Below are 19,015 nucleotides of genomic sequence, written 5' to 3' on the forward strand. Positions count from 1 at the left end.
CCATTAACCAAGAGCTTAACCCGACATCGTAACCAAAAGGTTACCAAATCAGATAAATTACGCAGCTTTTTCTTCAAGCATTTCTTTCCAGATATCAAAGTCGAGAAACGCCCGCGCGGTGTAGGCCTGTTTGCGTTCTTTTTTCTTAACCCGTTGTTCTAGCGGTGGAAAAAGTCCGAAGTTGACATTCATTGGTTGGAAAGTTGACGCATCCGCACCGCCTGTAATGTGACTTTTAAGGGCACCTAGTGCTGTCGTTAAAGGTGGAAGCTGGAAATTTTTCCCTAATTTTTCTGCAGCCAGAAAACGACCGGCCAGAAGACCAATCGCTGTACTTTCCACATATCCTTCAACGCCGGTTATCTGTCCTGCAAAACGGATGTTGGGCCGCGCTTTAAGGCGCAGCTCTTCATCGAGAACTTCGGGGCTGTTAATGAAGGTATTGCGATGCAAGCCTCCAAGGCGAGCAAACTCAGCTTTTTCCAGCCCCGGAATTTTACGGAATATGCGGGTCTGTTCCGCATATTTGAGCTTGGTCTGGAAGCCAACGATATTATACAGGGTTCCGAGTTTGTTATCCTGACGCAACTGGACAATGGCATAGGTTTAACATTCGGGTTATTGGGATTCGTAAGTCCGACAGGTTTCATTGGACCATAGCGCAAGGTTTCAGGACCGCGTTCGGCCATGACCTCGATCGGCAAGCATCCGTCAAAATAGGGTGTGTCTTTTTCCCATTCCTTGAAGTCTGTTTTATCCCCTTCGTTCAGATCCTGAATGAATTCGCGGTATTGCTCTTCTGTTAGAGGGCAGTTGATATAATCCGTACCGTCCCCCTTGTCATAGCGGGATTGGAACCAGGCAATATCAAAATTTATACTGTCCTTGTAAACAATGGGAGCGATCGCATCAAAAAAGGAGAGGGCATCTGCACCCGTTGCGGCATGTATTTCCTGAGCCAGTTTTTCAGATGTTAGCGGTCCTGTTGCGATCAGACAGTTTCCCCATTCCGCTGGAGGCAGTCCTTCCACTTCACCGCGCTCGACTGTAACCAACGGATGGGCGAGCAGCTTTTCCTGAACGGCCGCAGAAAAGCCATGACGATCCACAGCGAGTGCACCTCCAGCCGGCACGCGATTTTCATCTGCACTTTGCATAATGATGGAGCCCAATTCCCGCATTTCGCGGTGTAGCAATCCCACCGCGTTATTCTGCGCGTCATCAGAGCGAAAGGAGTTGGAGCAAACCAGTTCTGCGAGGGTATCCGTGATATGGGCATCAGTGCCCCGTACAGGGCGCATTTCATGCAAGATAACAGGAACGCCTTGCTGTACCAGCTGCCATGTGGCTTCGGATCCGGCAAGGCCGCCGCCGATAACATGAACGGGATCAGGTGATTTGCTCATAACTTCTTCACTTCCATATCAAAAGGCCGATCAAGCGACCTTTGGTTTTTTTGTCTTCTTGCCCTTGGCTGTTTTGGCGTCATCTTTACCGGCAACGGGAACCGCAGGACTTTTTGCCAGTATCTCTTTCAAATACTGACCGGTGTAGCTTTCTTTAACCTCGGCCACCTGTTCAGGGGTTCCTTCAGCTACCAGATATCCACCTGCATCACCACCATCGGGGCCCATATCCACAATCCAGTCAGCGGTTTTGATAACTTCAAGGTTATGTTCAATGACCAGAACGCTGTTACCCGTATTCACCAGAGCCTGCAGGACTTCCATCAGTTTACGAACGTCTTCAAAATGCAAACCCGTTGTTGGTTCGTCCAGAATATACAGGGTTCTGCCAGTTGCCTTACGGGATAATTCTTTTGCGAGTTTGACACGTTGTGCTTCACCGCCAGAGAGTGTCGTGGCTTGCTGCCCCACATGAATATATCCAAGGCCGACCTGCTGCAGTGTTTCAAACTTTTCACGAACCGCAGGAACAGCTTTGAAGAAGACGACCGCTTCATCAACTGTCATGTCGAGAACATCTGAAATGCTTTTATCCTTGAAAGTGATTTCAAGTGTTTCACGATTATAACGCTTGCCTTTGCAGACATCACATTGCACGTAAACATCCGGCAGGAAGTGCATTTCAATTTTGATAACCCCGTCTCCTTTACACGCCTCGCAGCGTCCGCCCTTGACGTTAAAAGAGAAGCGGCCTGATTTATACCCACGGGCCTTGGCCTCTGGCAGGCCCGCAAACCATTCACGAATGGGTGTAAAGGCGCCTGTATATGTTGCTGGATTAGAGCGAGGGGTCCGTCCGATCGGACTTTGATCAATATCGACGATTTTATCCAGCCACTCAATCCCTTCGATCCGGTCATGTGGGCCGGGGTGATTGCGGTTGTTATTGAGCTTTTTGGCAATGGCTTTATACAGCGTTTCAATGATCAGGGAGGATTTACCACCTCCGGATACGCCAGTGACACAGCAGAATGTACCAAGTGGAATGTTTACATCCACCCGTTTCAGATTGTTGTGTCGGGCTCCGACGATTTTGAGCTGACGCGCGGCCGTTTGGCGGCGACGTGCCTTGGGCAGAGGAACTTCCATTTCACCGGAGAGGTATTTGCCGGTGATGCTTTCCTCAACCTTCATGATGTCCTCGGGTGTGCCTTGTGCAATGAGGCGACCGCCGTGGCTACCTGCTTTTGGACCCATGTCTATCACATGGTCTGCAGTCATTATGGCTTCTTCATCATGTTCCACGACAAGGACGGAGTTCCCCTGATCGCGAAGATTAACCAATGTTTTGAGCAGTCGTGAATTATCCCGCTGATGCAGACCAATAGAAGGCTCGTCCAGTACATAAAGCACCCCTGTCAGACCTGATCCGATTTGGGAAGCCAGCCGAATGCGCTGACTTTCACCGCCAGAGAGTGTACCCGAGCCGCGAGAAAGGGTGAGATATTCCAGCCCTACATCGACAAGGAAACCCAGCCGTTCGTTGATTTCCTTCAATACGCGTTCGGCGATGGATTTGTCTTTTTCACCCAGTTTGTCGTTCAATTCTTCAAACCACTGACGAGCATCAAGAATTGATTTTTTCGAAACTTCGCCGATGTTCAGTCCGTCAATTTTGACAGCGAGAGCTTCCTGTTTCAGTCGGTGGCCATTACAGGTTTTACAGTCGGTCTTGTCCTGATATTTTTCCATATCCTCGCGAACAAAACTGCTGTCAGTCTCCCGCCAGCGCCGTTCTATATTTGGAATGACACCTTCAAAGGGTTTGTTTGTCTTATAGGTCCGCATGCCATCATCAAATGTGATCTGGACCTTTTCGTCACCAGTACCAAAAAGGATTTTTTCCTGATGCTCTTCGGCCAGATGTTCCCACGGGGTATCGACATCAAATCCATAATGGCGGCCTAATGCTTCGAGCGTTTGCATGTAGTAGGGCGCAGGTGTTGCAGAGCGGGACCAGGGTGCAATAGCGCCTTTGCGCAATGATAACGTGACATCCGGTACGATCAGTAGCGGATCAAAATACATTTCCGTGCCCAGTCCGCCGCAGGATGGGCAAGCCCCGTATGGGTTATTGAAGGAAAAGATCCGCGGTTCAATTTCTTCGATGGTGAAGCCGGATTCAGGGCAGGCAAATTTGGCGGAGAATATTTTTCTCTCTTTAGTGTCTGCATCCTCTGCAACGAAAAGGCCATCTGCCAGATCGAGGGCGGTTTCAATGCTTTCCGCCAGACGGGTTTTGATATCCTCGTTGAGGACAACACGATCGACCACGACATCTATATGATGTTTCAGTTTCTTGTCCAGCTCCGGAACATCTTCGATTTCGTATATTTCACCATCAATTTTGACCCGCTGGAAACCGCGTTTGCGAAGGTCGAGGAATTCCTTGCGATATTCGCCCTTGCGTCCGCGCACGATGGGTGCCATCAGATAAAGGCGTTTGCCCTCCCCCATGGTGAGAACCTGATCGACCATCTGGCTAACGGTCTGACTTTCAATGGGCAGGCCCGTTGCCGGTGAATAAGGAACACCGATACGCGCATATAAAAGTCGCAGATAGTCATAAATTTCCGTAACCGTACCGACGGTTGAACGCGGATTTTTCGATGTGGTTTTCTGCTCGATTGAAATAGCCGGGCTGAGACCATCAATATGATCCACGTCAGGTTTTTGCATCATTTCCAAAAACTGGCGTGCATAGGCGGAGAGACTTTCCACATAGCGCCGCTGACCTTCGGCATAGATGGTGTCGAAGGCGAGGGAAGATTTACCAGAACCTGAAAGGCCAGTGATGACCACCAGTTTGTCGCGAGGGATGTCGACATTCACATTCTGCAAATTATGTTCCCGCGCGCCGCGGACGCTGATTTTTGTATGCATGTGTAATTACCTGGATCCATGAGGGTAGCTTTGCGCGGAACTTATCCTGTTCGGACATAAATTTCCACCCCTTCGCAAAAAATATGTTGTTCTTTTGTTCTTATTCACAAATTCCTCTATTTCCACTGGTCAGGTGACGATCTTGCCGTTAGACTTGGCGCAAATTTATGACCTTTTAAGAATCGAAAGCATTGGGATATGGCAGGTAGCGTCAATAAAGTAATTCTGGTTGGTAATCTGGGTGCGGATCCGGAAATTCGGCATATGCAAAACGGTAAGCCGGTTTGTAATTTGCGGATTGCAACGTCAGAAAGCTGGCGGGACCGTGATAGTGGGGAGCGGCGTGAACGGACCGAATGGCACCGCGTGGTCATTTTTAACGAAGGTCTGTGTAAAGTTGCTGAAAATTATTTACGCAAAGGTTCCAAAGTTTACCTGGAAGGCCAGTTGCAGACCCGCCAGTATGAGCAGGATGGAATCACCAAATATTCAACAGAAATTGTTCTGCAGGGCTTCAATTCAAATCTGACCATGCTGGATAGTGCTGGTGGTCAGGGTGGACAAGGTGGCGGCTTTGGTGGCAATAATCAGAGCGGTGGTTTTGGCGGCGGTAGTCAAGGCGGTGGCTTTGGTGGTAGCAGTCAGGGCGGCGGTTTTGGTGGCGGTCCAGCCGGCGGCGGCGATTTTGATGACGATATTCCTTTCTAGGCTTAGCGCGGAAAGTCAGTAGATCGAAAACCCGGCCTAGCGCCGGGTTTTTTTGATCCCGCAAGGATTACAGCAATATGGATTTTGAAATTAAGAACGGATCAAGCGCGGATGTGGAACTGATTGATGCGCATATTAAGGAGTTCGAGAAGCGCAATGACAAGGAGCGTATCGAAGCCCGACTTGCTGATCGACAAAGTTTGATCTTGATAGCGGTTCAACATGGCAGACCCATCGGATACAAGGTCGGCTACGCCTTGGATGAAAAAGTATTCCATAGCTGGATTGGGGGAGTGTTGCCTGAATTTAGGGGCAGGGGCGCCGCACAACTTCTTCTTGAGGCGCAGGAAAAACACATACGCTTGATAGGGTATGAATATATTCAGGTGAAATCCATGAATAGGTTTCCGGCCATGCTGCGACTATTAATCAGAAATGGGTATGAGATAACTGGTTTTGATACACAAACCACCAAGATCAGTTTTCAAAAAACGCTGTGAAAAAGGCCGCAGAATTTGCGGCCTTTGATTGAAACAGACTGTTTGCAGCGTTTTAATTGTTGAGCGCACGATATACAGCACCCCGAATTTTAGGTCTGTAAGGTGCCCGTAGCTTGGGTGCCTGCATCATGTAAACAACAATCAGGTCATGAGCGGGATCGATCCAGAAATAGGTTCCTGCATAACCGCCCCACCAGTAATCACCAACAGTACCGGCAATCGCAGCGACAGGATCGGTTCGGACCGCAAAGCCATATCCAAAACCGTATCCTTGGCCAAGCAGGTTATAGTTCCCCGGTGTTATGCCGCCGAGCTGATCTGTTGTCATCATGGCAACTGTTTCAGGTTTAAGGATCTGAACGCCCTTATAGCTGCCCCCATTTAGAATCATACTGGTGAAGGTGAGATAGTCATCAGCGGTGGAGAGCATTCCGCCGCCACCGGACTGGTAGGCAGATTTCATCATGGGGTTGAGAAGTCCGGGATATTGTGGCTCGACGACACGGTCCTGTTTATCTTCTGGTACGTGAAAGCCGGTATCTTCCATGCCAAGTGGATTGAGGATGGTGGCCTCTACATACTCACCCAGACTTTGCCCGGATGCGATTTCAATTACATGACCCAGAACATCAGTTGAGTGACTGTATTCCCACTTGGTGCCCGGCTGGTGTTCCAGAGGAAGAGATGCCAGTTTGAGCGCCATATCCTTATTTGTCTGGGCGGGATCATACAGATTGACCTTTTTATATTCGGTCCGTGTCGGAGTGTCGCCAAAGAAGCCATAAACAATCCCTGAGGTGTGGCGGAGCAGGTCTTCGATTGTGATGGGCTGCTGCTGGGGCAGCTTTGCCCCATTCACGAGGACCGTTGTAGATTTATACTCAGGGATGTATTTGTGCAGTGGATCCTTAATGTTCAGCTTACCATCTTCGTGTAATTTCATAATGGCGACAGAGGTGATGGGTTTGCTCATTGAGTAGATGCGGAAAATATCATCCGTCCTCATAGGACCTTCGCTCGCACCTTTACCACGGGTACCGTAAGCCTTGTGGTAGACGAGCTTTCCATCTTTCATAATGGATAGTGTCGCGCCGCCAAGGGCACCGGCTGCAATATCATCACTAATTGCCTGTTCAAGCGGGGCGAGTTCGCTGACCGATAGCCCGACTGAAGCCGGGTCAACCCTTTCATGGGCTGAAAGCAGGGTGGGGTATAAAAATACTACTGACAGTAAAACACCGAGACGCATTTGTTTTCTCCCTTTTATCATTACTTTTCGTTGTTTTAGCCTCAGCTTATAATATTGGCGTGTTATAGCAACTGCTATTCAAAGAATTATGTTCCGCATCAGCTGAATTTTCTGCTAGTGAAAGAGCTTCGCAGACAAGCAGGCGTTGAAGGATTATGACGGATACACAGAATGAGCAGATTTTCGATACCTTGTTTTATGAAAGAAAATCTGTAAGAGCTTTCAGTGAAAAGCCTGTGCCCGTTGCGCTGATTGTTCGTATTCTGGAATTGGCCTCACAGGCGCCAAGTGGCGGAAATATGCAGCCTTGGCAGGTTCACGTTTTGACGGGAGCTACAAAAGATAAGTTATCACAGGCCTTAAAGAGCGCCTATAGCGCAAAGCCAAGTCAGGCGAAAGACGACTATGCCTATTATCCAAGGGAGACGCTCCAACCCTATACGGATAGAATAAAAAAAGCCGGTGAGGATTTATATGCATGTGTGGGTATTGCACGGCGCGATATTGCAGCCCGGCGGAGGCAGCAAATGCGAAACTACGAGTTTCATGGGGCGCCTGTTGGGTTAATCCTGACTATGGATCGCAAGCTTGAAGCTGGCTCTTATGTGGATATGGGAATTTATATCAGTCATATTCTGTTAGCAGCCCAAGCGTTGGGGCTTGCAAGCTGTGCGGCTGCGAGTTTTATCAGTTACGCCGATGTGGTGCGAAAGGTTTTGAAATTACCTTCGGAGCAAAAGGTTGTTTGCGGTGTGGCGCTTGGATATGAAGACAAGGAGCACCCGTTGAATAAAAGGACGCGTGTGCGAGCGGACTTAAGCGAGTATGTCGCCTGGCATGTGGCAGAAAATGACCAAGAACCAGATTGAGCCAATTCATTCACGTCTGCGTCAGATTGCATCTGCCAGTCCAGAGAAGCACGCCATCATTAGCGGGGGCGAGAGACTGACATATGAACAGTTTTTCAACCACTCCCGCCAATGGGCATCTGTTTTCAAAAAGCATAACTGTAAATCCGTAGCTGTTATTTTAACCAATGGAACCCAGCTGCCTTGTCTGTTTGTGGGCGCAACCTTTGTGGGCGTTAATGTTTGTATTTTGAGCCCGGACTGGCCAGCTGGTCAGATCGAAATTCTTCTGAAAAGAATAAGGCCGGATATGATTGTGGATGAAAACACAATTTCAGAATTTTTAGGAAGTGCAGAAATTTTGCCTGTACAGGCTGAGGAGTTTGACATTGACGCCGCCTTTTATACCGGTTTCACGTCAGGAAGCAGTAGTATTCCAAAAGGCTTTGTGCGGGATCAACGCAGTTGGCTGGAGAGTTTTCTCTCTGATCAGGAATATTTTTCATTCAAAGAGGGCGATATCTTCTTTGTCATGGGAAGTTTAACTCATTCCCTGCCTTTATATGGCGTTATACGTGGCCTGTATTTGGGGGCGACGGTGTACTTGGCCAATGGTTTTCATACCAGGCGACTGCTTCAAGATTGTGTGGATTGCACGGCGACGGTTATATACGGCACCCCAACCCAATACAGAGCGTTGCTGGATCAGGCAAATAAAGATGGGGTTCAGCTAAAATCGGTTCGAATGACTTTATCCGCAGGCTCCAAATTTCCTGATAAATGGTTGGAGGATATGGGAGCTGTATTCAGCCATGCGAAGCATTTTGAGTTTTTTGGGACCTCGGAATTATCCTACATTTCAGCTCGTGAAATAAAGGGCCAAGACCCGCAAAATCTGGTTGGTTTGCCTATGCCATCTGTTGAGGTTCGTATTCTGGACGAAGAGGGCGAGACGGTACCGGCGGGGGAGATTGGAGAAATTTACGTGAAAAGCCCGTTTCTGTTTCAGGGATATGTAGGGGATACAGGAGTAGCGACACGAATTGGCTGTCGGTTTAAGGACGGGTTTTTATCGGTAGGTGATAGAGGGCATCTGGATACAGAAGGTCAGCTTTATATTGATGGGCGGATGGATCGGCTTTTTCAGGTGTCGGGGAGAAATATTCATCCGGAGGCAATTGAGGCAGCGCTTAGCGAAATCGCGGGGATTGAGGCTGCCATGGTTTTTGGCGTGGAAGATAAACTGCGCGAAAACAGAATTGTCGCGATACTAAAAATTTCAGCCCCCTTAAAGCTTCGTAATATTCGCAGTCAATTGCGTGATACCCTTCCGCCATATATGATTCCCACAGATTATTTCATATGTGAAGATTGGCCGCTAACGCATTCACAGAAAACAGATTTTCCAAAATTGAAAAAATTATATCTGGCCAATAAGCTTAGGAGATACCTATGAGTGAGGCTTTTATCATCGCAGCCAGACGGACCGCCGTCATGCCCATTAATGGGGCCTTTTCGGAGTTGGAAGCCTTTGAGTTGCTCTCACCGGTGATAACGGCCCTGTTGCAGGATGCGGATATGGACGCAAGTAGGGTAGACCGGGTGATTATGGGAAATGCCCTGTCAGGAGGGGGAAATGTCGCACGAGTTGCAGCGCTGGATGCGAGGTTGAAGGAGTCAGTTTCCGCTTTAACCGTTGATACCCAATGTTGCGCTGGGCTTGATGCAGTTGGTCTGGCTAGCGAAATTGTGAAAAGTGGTGCTGCAGACGTCATTGTTGCAGGGGGCGTTGAGTCATATAGCCGTGCCCCGCGCCGTATTCGCCGGGCAAAAACTGCAAATGAGCAGGATGCGGAATATGAACGTCCCGCTTTTACCCCGTGGGCGGACCGTGATCCGGACATGCTGGAAGCGGCAGCGAGACTTGCCAAGGACTTACAGATCAGTCGCAGCCTGCAGGATGATTTTGCTATGGAAAGCCATCAAAAGGCGCTTAAATTCCGCGAACAGGTTGGCGCCGAAATTGTCCCGCTTCTGGGACAGGTCAATGACGGGGCGACACGGGCGCTGGGGAAGGGATTATGTGACCGGCTGCCCGGCATTGCTGGTGAAGCAGGATATGAGCTGACATCGGCAAATACGGCGTTGAAGGCCGATGCCGCAGCGGCTGTGCTGGTCGTGAGTGAAAATGTTGTATCAGAGTATACTGGTCACCTAAATAATCCCTGTGAAATTGCGGGATATACAACATGTGGAGCAGATCCGGAAAACCCTGCTCTGGCGCCTATATCAGCTTTGAAAGCTTTGTTGGATCAAAGTGAATTGAGTGCAGGGCAGATTGATGTTGTAGAAATGATGGAGGCATTTGCTGTACAGGCGATGGTGTGCCTGCATAGAAGTGGGCTTGCAGGGCAACCTTTCAATTTGGGCGGCGGGGCGCTGGCACGTGGGCATCCGATTGGGGCGTCGGGGGCGATAAACGTGGTTCGCCTGTATCATCAATTACAAGCCTTTCCTGCGGGCAGCAACGGGATTTCGGCCATCGCTGCTGCAGGTGGGCTTGGGAGCGCCATGCTCTTGCGACAACCGTGATTACGCTGCTTTTAATCCCATTTTATGAGCGGATTGAAACCACTTTTGCGCCTTTTCCTCGGGTGCTTCCGTTGCGGGTGCAAAATTTTTGAATTTCTTCGGTTTTATACCGACGAATTTGAGCACCTGTCGTTCCATCTGCTTTTTAACGGCTGCATTATAAAATACGGACAGGGCAAGAGGGGGTGTCTGATGTCAGCAGGATACTTCCGGTTTTACCGGTAAGCAGGGGCGCAGGCAGTCCCAACAGTGATTTATTGCGAGTGTCAAACGCTATTCCGGGTAATAAAGTACGGTCAATCAATCCTTTAAGTTTTGAAGGTATACCTCCCCACCAAAGGGGCATTGCGATGACCAAATGATCACACCATTTCAGGTCCTCTACAAATCTCTGTAAGCCTTCTTCCAAAGGTTTGCTGTGCTCATAATTTCCGTCACCAAAATCGGGATCGAAAGTCATTTCTCCCAGATTATAGCGGCGGACTTGGTGGCCGGCTTGTTCTGCGCCGCGTTGATAGGAAGTAATTAATCCGGAGGAGAGGGAATTGTCGGCTGGATGGCCGTTTAGTGCTAGTATATGTTTAGATGTCATTGGAAACCTATTAATTGACCGTAGTCATTTTTAAATAAACTGACCACGGTCAATTTCAAGATAAAAAATGTGCCAAAGAGAAATAAATTGAAAAAACCGCAGAAAAGAGCCATCGATACTCGAAATAAAATTTTGGATGTTGCCCGGGAAATGGTGCTTGAGGTTGGGTATGAGGGGCTCAGGACTGAAGAAATCGTGGCCAGTGCAGGCGTTGCCAAGGGAACGTTGTTCGCCCATTTTGGTGACAAGGATCAATTGTTATTCATCCTGATTTGCGAAGAATTTGATGGCACTGTGGCGACCCTTGTAAGATTGATGAATGAGCAGAGCATATCGCAGGCGGATTTCATAAAGTCGTTATACCCGATGATGCATCTGTTAAGCCGGGAGCGGGTCATCTTCGAGCTGTTTCACTATTTTTCCGGTGTGCCAATGGATGGGTTTGATTTTGACACAGGCGACGACTGCAGCGAGTTGCAGGAACTGCTGAATATGCTGGTGGCACGCCTGCAAGAAGGAGGAGAAGCTCGGGCAGATACGAGTGCAAGCAATCTTGCAGAAGGTTGTATAGCGTTTGTGGTGCAAGCTGCTTCCTATCGATTGAGCGGTCAGTATAAAACGGCTGGAGAGGCAGAGGCTGCCTTTGAGGAAAAACTTAAACTCTGGCTTCGTTAAAGGCAGTATTGCCCTCCATTTCAGCCTTTGATTTTGGTCCAAAGACCGGCATACTCCCTATTATAAAAAAATAATAAACGGGGGAGAATATGACGCCATCACTGGATCAGCCATTACGCAACTTGCAGGACGTAATTGCCTTTGAACAGACGCCGGAGGAGGTATGGCTGAAGCCGCAGACGATCTATTCAGCGTTTCGTCAAACAGCAGAGAATTTTACTGATAAGGATGCCCTTATTGTTCAGCCCGCGGATGATGTAATGGGGGATGGTCAGCATATCAGCTATAGTGAGCTATTAGGGCGTGTCCATCAAGTTGCGAATATGCTGCTGGCAGCCGGGTTAAAGCCTGATGAGACGGTTACGCATCTGTTACCGCAATCCGCGGAGGGTATATTCACGCTGATCGGTGCAGAAGCGGTAGGGATTGTAAATGCGGTCAATCCGCTGCTTGAGCCCGCACATATTATTGGAATTATGAAAGCTGCAAACAGCAAGGTTCTGATTGTACCGGGACCTGACGTCAGTAATGAAATCTGGGAAAAGGCTCGAGCGATTGCCGATGAATTTCCGGATTTGAAAGCTGTATTTGTGGTGGGCAGCGGTGCGGGTTGTGATGGCAAACGTTTTCGATCCTTTGCAAGTGAAATGAACGCTCAGACAGATGCTGAGATAGTTGATTTGCCCGATCGCGGACTGGATGATGTGGTGGGGTATTACCATACTGGAGGTACGACCGGTGTGCCAAAACTGGTCCCTCACACAAATCGAATGCAACTGATCCAACTTGCTGCCACCGGATTTCTGGTTGGCTATACGGAGCGTGATATTATGATTGCGGGCTTGCCGCTATTTCATATCAGTGGATCGATTGTTGGGGGTCTGGTTCCTTTATGCCAAGGCTCCACACTGGTAATTGCAAGCCCCTTGGGGTGGCGAGGGCCATCCCTTGTAATGAATTACTGGCGGTTGGTTGAGAAATTTGGTCTCACCATATTGGGAACGGTGCCAACTGTGTTATCTGCCTGCTGAATGTCCCTGTAAATGGTGCGGATATTTCAAGCTTGCGGATCGGAATTACGGGCGGTTCAGGATCGCCACTTGAAGTTTTGAACGCGATCACGCGTATTAGCGGTGTTCCCATGCTGGAAGGCTACGGCATGACCGAGGTGACCTCTTACACAACACTGATGCCACGTGACGGCGAACTCCGCTTTGGCTCTGTTGGCATTCGGGAACCTTATGCGCAAATCAAAGCGGTAATTGTCGATGAGAAAGGCAGTTATGTCAGGGATGCCGAAATAGATGAGGTTGGGGTTATTGTCATGCGTGGCACCTGTGCCATGGCTGGCTATGCGCAAGATCAACATAACGCTGGTGTATTCTTAGAAAATGGCTGGTTGAATTCAGGTGATCTTGGACGCATTGACGCTGATGGATATATTTGGCTAACGGGAAGATCAAAAGATCTGATCATTCGCAGTGGACATAATATTGATCCAGCCCTGATAGAAGAGCCGCTGCATGAACATCCTGCTGTGGAACTGGCCGCGGCGGTTGGACGCCCGGATGATTATGCCGGAGAAATGCCCATTGCTTATGTACAACTGAAACCGGGATTTTCTGTGAGTGAAGAGGAATTGGCTGCTTTCGCACGTGAAAGAATTCAGGAGCGAGCGGCCAATCCAGCAGAAATTATCCTGATTGAAGAGATGCCGCTTACCGGCGTTGGCAAAATATTCAAACCGGCCCTGCGCGAAGACGCGGCGCGAAAGGTTTTTGAGGCCGTTCTGAGCGATTTGCAGGATAAGGCTGGCAAGGTCACGATTGAAATGACGAACAGAGCGAAAACCGGCATGACAGCAATAGTGAGAGTGGGGGCGCAGGCAGATGAAGAATGTCTTGCCGAAATTCGAAAACGGCTTGGTGCTTTTACGGTCGCCCATGAAATTGACAGGCATGACTGAGGTGATTTTGGGTGATCACAAATAGCTGATCCTTCAAAGGCTCCGTTTCGTAATTTAACAGGGGTATGATATGGTCAAGTTGGTCAGTTATTTGCTGATCAACACTGATCAGTTGCTTTCTCCGTGGGCGCAAAATGAATAAAAACCTGATCTTTTGATCAGGGCATCGCTAATTTGCCAGGAGGGCGAAAATGAAACATCTATCCGTTTTTGCATGTGTATTGATGGGGGCATGGACTGGTGCCACAGCATTTGCCAGTGAGGTCAAGGTAACTCCATTAGGTAGTACTAAGGGGGAGTTTTGCCATTTGGACAGGGCAATGATTTTTGAAGACCCGGATGGCACCAGAATTTTATATGACGCAGGCAGAACCGTGGCGGGCCCCACTGATCCGCGCCTTGGTAAAATTGATGCGGTGCTGGTGTCGCACATGCATGGAGATCATGTTGGCGATCGGACAATTGCTGCTGAGAAAGAGGGTGATTGCGGCAAACCCGAGTTTCCCAATGTTGTGCTACCGACAACGAATTCTGTTCAGATTGCCCATGAAAAAGGAGCGGTCATAGTAACAGGCAGTGAGATGCCAAAATTCTTTGCATCAAAACTGAAATCAATTGGTGGGGACCCCTCAAAGTCGCTATTGGTCAGATTTGGGGCCAGTCGCAAGGTGGGCGGTGTGACCATCACAACGGTACCGGCTGCCCATTCCAATGGTGTTGCCGGCGCGATGATTGGCGGAGATCTTGGCAAACATCTGGATGATGCTGGATTGACAGCCTATGCCGGTCCGCCCACCGGATATGTGCTTACTTTTAGTAATGGACTGGTTGCTTACCTGTCCGGAGATACTGGCGTAACCGCCGAGCAAAAAATTGTCGTTGCAGATCAGTATAAAGCGAAGCTTGTTGTTTTAAACATTGGAGACACCTTTACAACAGGTCCGCAAGAGGCTGCCTATGTGGTGAATGAATTAATCCAGCCCGTATCAGTTATCGCATCCCATGCCAACGAAGCGGCAACAAAGGATGGAGTTGTCGTCGGCGGCAGTCGAACTGATCAGTTTATAAAAGCGTCAAAAGCGCCTGTATATGTCCCGCTGAGTGGCCGGGTTATGGCGTTTGAAGCCAGTGGTGCCTGCGCAAGCGGGTGCTGAATATCTGGAAAATTTGGATGGTCAGTTTCAGGCACCGCTATTCGCTGGTCGGTGCCTGAAACACTTATATGCGCCAGCGAAGAAACAGCTTTTCTGCCCGGCCAATCAGCCAGCTGACAATCAGTCCCATGATCGATAGAATGGCGACACCTGCAACAAGCTGGTCCATCGCCATCAGATTACCTGCGAGCAGGATATAGGCCCCGACACCGTATTCTGCACCAATCATTTCCGCCGCAACGAGTAGAATAATGGCAATGGATGCGAGATCCGAAAGCCCGATAGTATGGCGGGCAGGGCGCCTGGAAGAATGATTTTCCAGACAATTGACCACCATTTCAAATTGAAGGATTGCCCCATGCGGATCAGATTGCGGTCCACATTGTCAATGCCGCCATAAACAGCGATAACCGTTGGAAAGAAAGTGCCAAAAAGGATCGTTGCAATTTTGCTTTCTTCACCAATTCCAAACCAGATGATGAAGAGTGGGAGCAGGGCAATTTTTGGTATCGGAAAGATTGCCGCGACAAAGGGGACAATTCCGCCGCGCGCCAGGGTGAAAAGGCCGGCGGCAATTCCAAAAGCAATTCCCAGAAGCGACCCGGCGGTCCATCCGAATATAAGCCGCTGCAAGGAAGCGCCCAGATGGCGCGCAAGGTCACCTGAATTGAGGAGTTCTTTGAAGGCGGCAAAAGCTTCTGAAGGGGCGGGAAGTACAAGTGGACTGATCCAGCCAATTGCTGCGCCAAATTCCCAAAATCCGATCAGGAAGGCAAATAGGATAGGGGCCACAATGCGCACCGGCTTTGGGCGAAACCCGCCACCGCGATACGGCACGGGAGAGGCGCCTTGTTCAGCATTTTTAATCTGTTCAGACATGGCTTAACTCCATATCCGCAGCCATGGCTTCTTCACGCATAAGCTCCCATAGATATTTCTGTTTGTCTGCCAGCAATTGAGGATGCGACTGACGGTCCTGCAAAGGGATGTCAATGTCTACGATTTCGCGAATTTTTCCCGGGCGTCGTGACAGAACAATAACCCGGTGACCAAGCCGCGCGGCTTCGTTCAGGTTGTGGGTCACATAGCAGGCCGTGTAGTTTTCTTTCAACCATAGATCCATAAGGTCATCCATCAGCAATTCACGGGTTTGACTGTCGAGCGCTGATAATGGCTCGTCCATCAACAGGCAGGCCGGGCGCACCGCAAGCGCACGCGCAATAGCAACGCGCTGCTTCATTCCGCCAGAGAGCTGTTTGGGTAAGGCGTTTTCAAAGTCTGACAGCTTTGTCCGAGCCAGTACGTCTGCAATAATATTTTCCGCTTCGCTGCCGCGAATGCCGTGATCTTCCAGTACCAGACTGATATTTCCTTTCACAGTTCTCCAGGGAAGAAGAGCGAAATCCTGAAAGATATATGTCAGCGGATTAAGACTTTCAGCAGGTGCACTTCCCAGTTGAAGAACTTGACCCCGATCCGGTTTTTCAAGCCCGCCCATAAAGCGAAGAAGTGTTGATTTGCCGCAGCCCGAAGCCGATGAGACAAACGATTTCGCCCGCCCTGATATCGAAGTCAATACCGCTGAGCACTTCCCGGTTGTCATAGGAATGTGTGATGTTGCTGAGGCGAAGATCCATATTGTTACCTGTACATAAAAAACGGGCGGCTCGATAGCCGCCCGAAAGTCTGGGTCGGCCCAGGGTGTTATTTTATGGTCTGCACAAAGCTGGCATCAACCATTTTATCAAGGGTGAGGGTTGCTGGCGCCAGTTTGTTCGCTTTGAACCAATTGAGCTGACGCTCCACATCGGCGACATTCAGGGCAGCCCCTTCGTTAAGATGAACCGCACCTGCTTGATGGAAGGGGCAGCTTTTTCGAGGGGACGGCTGGTGTAGACATATTTGTGGATCAGATCAACCATGGCCTCCGTTGCCGCAGGATCCTTGTCCTGATTGCGCATCACGGCCTGATAATCAGCAATACCTTTTGAATAGGCTTTGAGGAAGCGTTTGACCACATCCTTGTTGTCTGTCGTATTCTTTGTTGAGGTGAAAATCGTTGTCACCTGATAGTCAGACATGTCCTGAATTTTGCCGATTTCCTTGGCTGCACCGCCCTTGACAAGTGCCGCAGCAATATGTGGAACGATCGCCATTGCATCAACCTGACCGGATTTCAGGGCGCCAATCATCGATCCCACTTTTTGCAGTGGTTTAAGTTTCAGATCATCAACTGCGAAACCATTATTTTCAGCGATAATGCCGGCCATATAGTGAAAAGAAGAACCTTGTTGGGTCATGGCCCAGCTTTTGCCCTTCAGATCCGCAGGGGTTTTTAGACCCGCTTCATATGCCGCGTTGGAGGCGAGAATTACATTACCCGGTGCCCCTTTTTGTTCTGCCATCAGGCCGCCAATTACTTTCAATGCCCCTTTGTCGGCGAGGCTGTAAAAGCCACCGCTCAAAGCTGTGACACCAAAGTCAATATCACCTGAGGCGATGGCAACCGCTATTGGTTGAGCCGCTTGAAAAAATTTAAGCTCAACATCCAGCCCTTCATCTTTGAAATAGCCTTTTTCATAGGCAATAAAGGTTGGTGAGTGGGATGTGAAGCGCAGCGCGCCAACAGTAACCTTGTCAGCGGCAAGAGTTGGCGTAGCAAGTGCAGAAAATACGGCAGCACTAGCAATGGCTCCCATCAGGGCCCGGCGGGTCATTGTTGCAAATCTAGATGTTTTCATAAGGTGAAACCTCCCCTTTTACTGAACTGTTTTTTCAAAACCTACGCGATTGATTGAGATCAATCAATCGAGAAGACGAATTTATCTTAGGAATGCGGAAAATTGATCAAGGATCCGGCTATGAAAAACCAGTATCGGTGACAGGCTGCCTTCATGAACTGCCAATTGAATGCGTTCTGCTTATTAGGACAAGTAGGTCGAGGAAAGTGTTCAAATGGAACTTTATGATCTGGACGGAAAATCAGTATACGTTAGCTTTAAGGGGAATACTCAAAGTCAGTGTCTTGAATTTGCCATACGGGATAGAGTGTTACTGAATCGGGCGGATCTACAAAAACCGGAATTCAGGAATTGTGTTTCATAAGGAATGGCTTCCCCATAGATAAACTGTATATGCCTTCAAACTTGATAAGGATCAGTCATAGAAGGCAAGTTTTTAGATTAGTCGCTTGAGAATGAGAGTTAAAAGATCTCTGCGATTGCATTCGGGAACCCTTACAGCTCTTCCAAAGTCAAGTTCACATATGATGTTTTGCATCCGTCTTTTGGAAGGAATTAGCGTTGACCCAAAAGGATGTAGAGATGGAAATAAAGGACACAAATAGTAAAGTCATTTTTTCTGCGCCTGGTGCACACACGATCAAGGAATGCGTAGAGGAGGCGGTTCGTAAAAACGTTAGTTTGAAGAATGCTGATTTAAAAAATACCAATCTTAAGAAACTTATAATTCATAAAGAATATGATTTTTCAGGCGCGAATTTGTCTGGAGCAAAATTAAGGGAAGCGAGTTTTGAGAATGTCAATTTTCAAGAGGCAGATTTTTCAAACTCTGATTTGTTCAGATGCAAAATAAACCATTGTAAAGTAGAGCATTCAACTTTTACGGGCTCCAGCGTAGTGGCAGTTCAAATGCGTGATTGCCGTTTTGTTGACTGTGATTTTCGTGAAGCTGATCTTTCGAGATCCCGTTTCGAAGATATTGAAATGATTGCAGGCCAATTCGATAGCACCAAACTTACGGAAACTAAATTTAAAAATGTATTTTTGATTTCAAATGCTTCCGAAGAAACAAAACATTTATTGGCGGACGAATTGACAAGAGATCTGGCTGGAGTGGTTCTCGATTTTCTTGGGTTAAGTCAATTTATTAACTCCAAGTTTTATTGGACCAAATTCAATGGCGGTAAAATCAAGGCATGGAATTTGGAGAACTGTAATTTATGCAATGTATTTTTTGACACGACGGGGTTTGAAAAAACAAGCTTTACCAGATGCCAAATTAACAGAATCGTATTTACAGGAGAGAATTGCCAAAAGCCTGAATTTGTAGACTGTAAAATTCGTAACTGTAATTGAGCTGGTAGTTTTGGGTAATAAGTCTGTGGTTCTTGTTACAGAAGCGTCATTTGCAACTTATAAATCCTGACCTGAATTATTAAGATTCAGGTCAATTTGTTGTTGACTTAACCTTGATCCTAGCGGTTTGGCGCATTCTTGAAATGAAAATGCAACATTCCAAAAATTCTTTCTTAAGTGAGCCGTTAAGCCGAATAACTACCTAGTTCCGGAAAGCTGCGTTGTGCGTCAAATTATCACGACTTTGGTTTGCGGGAAGTACAGTGGCTAAGTTCCTTGAATATG

Annotated in this window: 13 protein-coding genes and 4 pseudogenes; 10 read left to right on the forward strand and 7 right to left on the reverse strand. The window is 48.4% G+C overall.

What is annotated here, in order from left to right; translation table 11 throughout:
- Positions 1-57 precede the first annotated feature (57 nt).
- Both trmFO and uvrA read right to left on the reverse strand, forming a co-directional pair.
- Positions 58-1,406, reverse strand: a pseudogene (trmFO, locus tag JCM23214_RS26620) (methylenetetrahydrofolate--tRNA-(uracil(54)-C(5))-methyltransferase (FADH(2)-oxidizing) TrmFO).
- A 30-nt stretch (positions 1,407-1,436) separates the two neighbouring features.
- Positions 1,437-4,349, reverse strand: a complete 2,913-nt coding sequence (gene uvrA / locus JCM23214_RS09155; RefSeq protein ID WP_025898685.1) for an excinuclease ABC subunit UvrA — start codon at positions 4,347-4,349, stop codon at positions 1,437-1,439.
- A 198-nt stretch (positions 4,350-4,547) separates the two neighbouring features.
- On the opposite strand from uvrA, the gene ssb reads away from it, so the two are divergent.
- Together ssb and JCM23214_RS09165 are read left to right on the forward strand one after the other, a co-directional pair.
- The gene (ssb, locus tag JCM23214_RS09160; protein ID WP_025898686.1) at positions 4,548-5,057 is read left to right on the forward strand and encodes a single-stranded DNA-binding protein; all 510 of its coding nucleotides are present in this window, start codon (positions 4,548-4,550) and stop codon (positions 5,055-5,057) included.
- A gap of 77 nt (positions 5,058-5,134) precedes the next feature.
- Positions 5,135-5,557, forward strand: a complete 423-nt coding sequence (locus JCM23214_RS09165; RefSeq protein ID WP_025898687.1) for a GNAT family N-acetyltransferase — start codon at positions 5,135-5,137, stop codon at positions 5,555-5,557.
- A 52-nt stretch (positions 5,558-5,609) separates the two neighbouring features.
- On the opposite strand, the gene JCM23214_RS09170 is transcribed toward JCM23214_RS09165, so the two are convergent.
- The gene (locus JCM23214_RS09170; protein ID WP_025898688.1) at positions 5,610-6,806 is read right to left on the reverse strand and encodes a serine hydrolase domain-containing protein; all 1,197 of its coding nucleotides are present in this window, start codon (positions 6,804-6,806) and stop codon (positions 5,610-5,612) included.
- A gap of 155 nt (positions 6,807-6,961) precedes the next feature.
- Here JCM23214_RS09170 and JCM23214_RS09175 point away from each other — a divergent pair, with 155 nt between their 5' ends.
- Genes JCM23214_RS09175 through JCM23214_RS09185 form a run of 3 tightly spaced genes read left to right on the forward strand, consistent with a single transcriptional unit; the run spans position 6,962 to position 10,246 of the window.
- On the forward strand, positions 6,962-7,675 hold the full coding sequence (locus JCM23214_RS09175; protein WP_025898689.1) for a nitroreductase: 714 nt from the start codon (positions 6,962-6,964) through the stop codon (positions 7,673-7,675).
- Positions 7,656-9,110, forward strand: a complete 1,455-nt coding sequence (locus JCM23214_RS09180; RefSeq protein WP_025898690.1) for a class I adenylate-forming enzyme family protein — start codon at positions 7,656-7,658, stop codon at positions 9,108-9,110. Before JCM23214_RS09175 ends, JCM23214_RS09180 begins: the two co-directional genes overlap by 20 nt.
- Positions 9,107-10,246, forward strand: coding sequence for a thiolase family protein (locus JCM23214_RS09185; protein WP_025898691.1), 1,140 nt, complete (start codon positions 9,107-9,109; stop codon positions 10,244-10,246). Before JCM23214_RS09180 ends, JCM23214_RS09185 begins: the two co-directional genes overlap by 4 nt.
- A gap of 157 nt (positions 10,247-10,403) precedes the next feature.
- Here the strand turns inward: JCM23214_RS09185 and JCM23214_RS19970 are convergent, their stop codons facing one another.
- On the reverse strand, positions 10,404-10,838 hold the full coding sequence (locus JCM23214_RS19970) for an NAD(P)H-dependent oxidoreductase (RefSeq protein WP_199899459.1): 435 nt from the start codon (positions 10,836-10,838) through the stop codon (positions 10,404-10,406).
- Positions 10,839-10,925: 87 nt separating this feature from the next.
- Between JCM23214_RS19970 and JCM23214_RS22375 the strand changes: the two genes are divergently transcribed.
- From JCM23214_RS22375 to JCM23214_RS09205, 4 genes are all read left to right on the forward strand, one after another.
- Positions 10,926-11,513 (forward strand): TetR/AcrR family transcriptional regulator, encoded by a 588-nt coding sequence (locus tag JCM23214_RS22375; protein ID WP_148301825.1) that lies wholly within the window; start codon positions 10,926-10,928, stop codon positions 11,511-11,513.
- Between the two features lie 89 nt (positions 11,514-11,602).
- Positions 11,603-12,544, forward strand: a complete 942-nt coding sequence (locus tag JCM23214_RS22380) for an AMP-binding protein (RefSeq protein WP_051548111.1) — start codon at positions 11,603-11,605, stop codon at positions 12,542-12,544.
- Between the two features lie 23 nt (positions 12,545-12,567).
- Complete coding sequence (locus JCM23214_RS25940; protein ID WP_267879405.1) at positions 12,568-13,479, forward strand: AMP-binding enzyme; 912 nt, start codon at positions 12,568-12,570, stop codon at positions 13,477-13,479.
- Between the two features lie 191 nt (positions 13,480-13,670).
- Positions 13,671-14,633, forward strand: coding sequence for an MBL fold metallo-hydrolase (locus JCM23214_RS09205; protein WP_025898693.1), 963 nt, complete (start codon positions 13,671-13,673; stop codon positions 14,631-14,633).
- Between the two features lie 64 nt (positions 14,634-14,697).
- Here JCM23214_RS09205 and JCM23214_RS19985 read toward each other — a convergent pair.
- From JCM23214_RS19985 to JCM23214_RS19995, 3 pseudogenes are all read right to left on the reverse strand, one after another.
- Positions 14,698-15,512: pseudogene (locus tag JCM23214_RS19985) on the reverse strand (ABC transporter permease).
- A pseudogene (locus JCM23214_RS19990) lies at positions 15,505-16,270 on the reverse strand (ABC transporter ATP-binding protein). The pseudogenes JCM23214_RS19985 and JCM23214_RS19990 overlap by 8 nt, the downstream one beginning before the upstream one ends.
- Before the next feature lie 67 nt (positions 16,271-16,337).
- A pseudogene (locus JCM23214_RS19995) lies at positions 16,338-17,350 on the reverse strand (ABC transporter substrate-binding protein).
- A 606-nt stretch (positions 17,351-17,956) separates the two neighbouring features.
- Between JCM23214_RS19995 and JCM23214_RS09225 the strand changes: the two are divergent.
- Positions 17,957-18,730 carry a pentapeptide repeat-containing protein gene (locus tag JCM23214_RS09225; RefSeq protein ID WP_025898694.1) on the forward strand — a complete coding sequence of 258 codons (774 nt, stop codon included), beginning with the start codon at positions 17,957-17,959 and terminating at the stop codon, positions 18,728-18,730.
- The last annotated feature ends 285 nt before the right edge of the window (positions 18,731-19,015 follow it).

This window comes from Sneathiella glossodoripedis JCM 23214 (genome assembly GCF_000616095.1).
GTDB classification, from domain to species: Bacteria; Pseudomonadota; Alphaproteobacteria; order Sneathiellales; family Sneathiellaceae; genus Sneathiella; species Sneathiella glossodoripedis.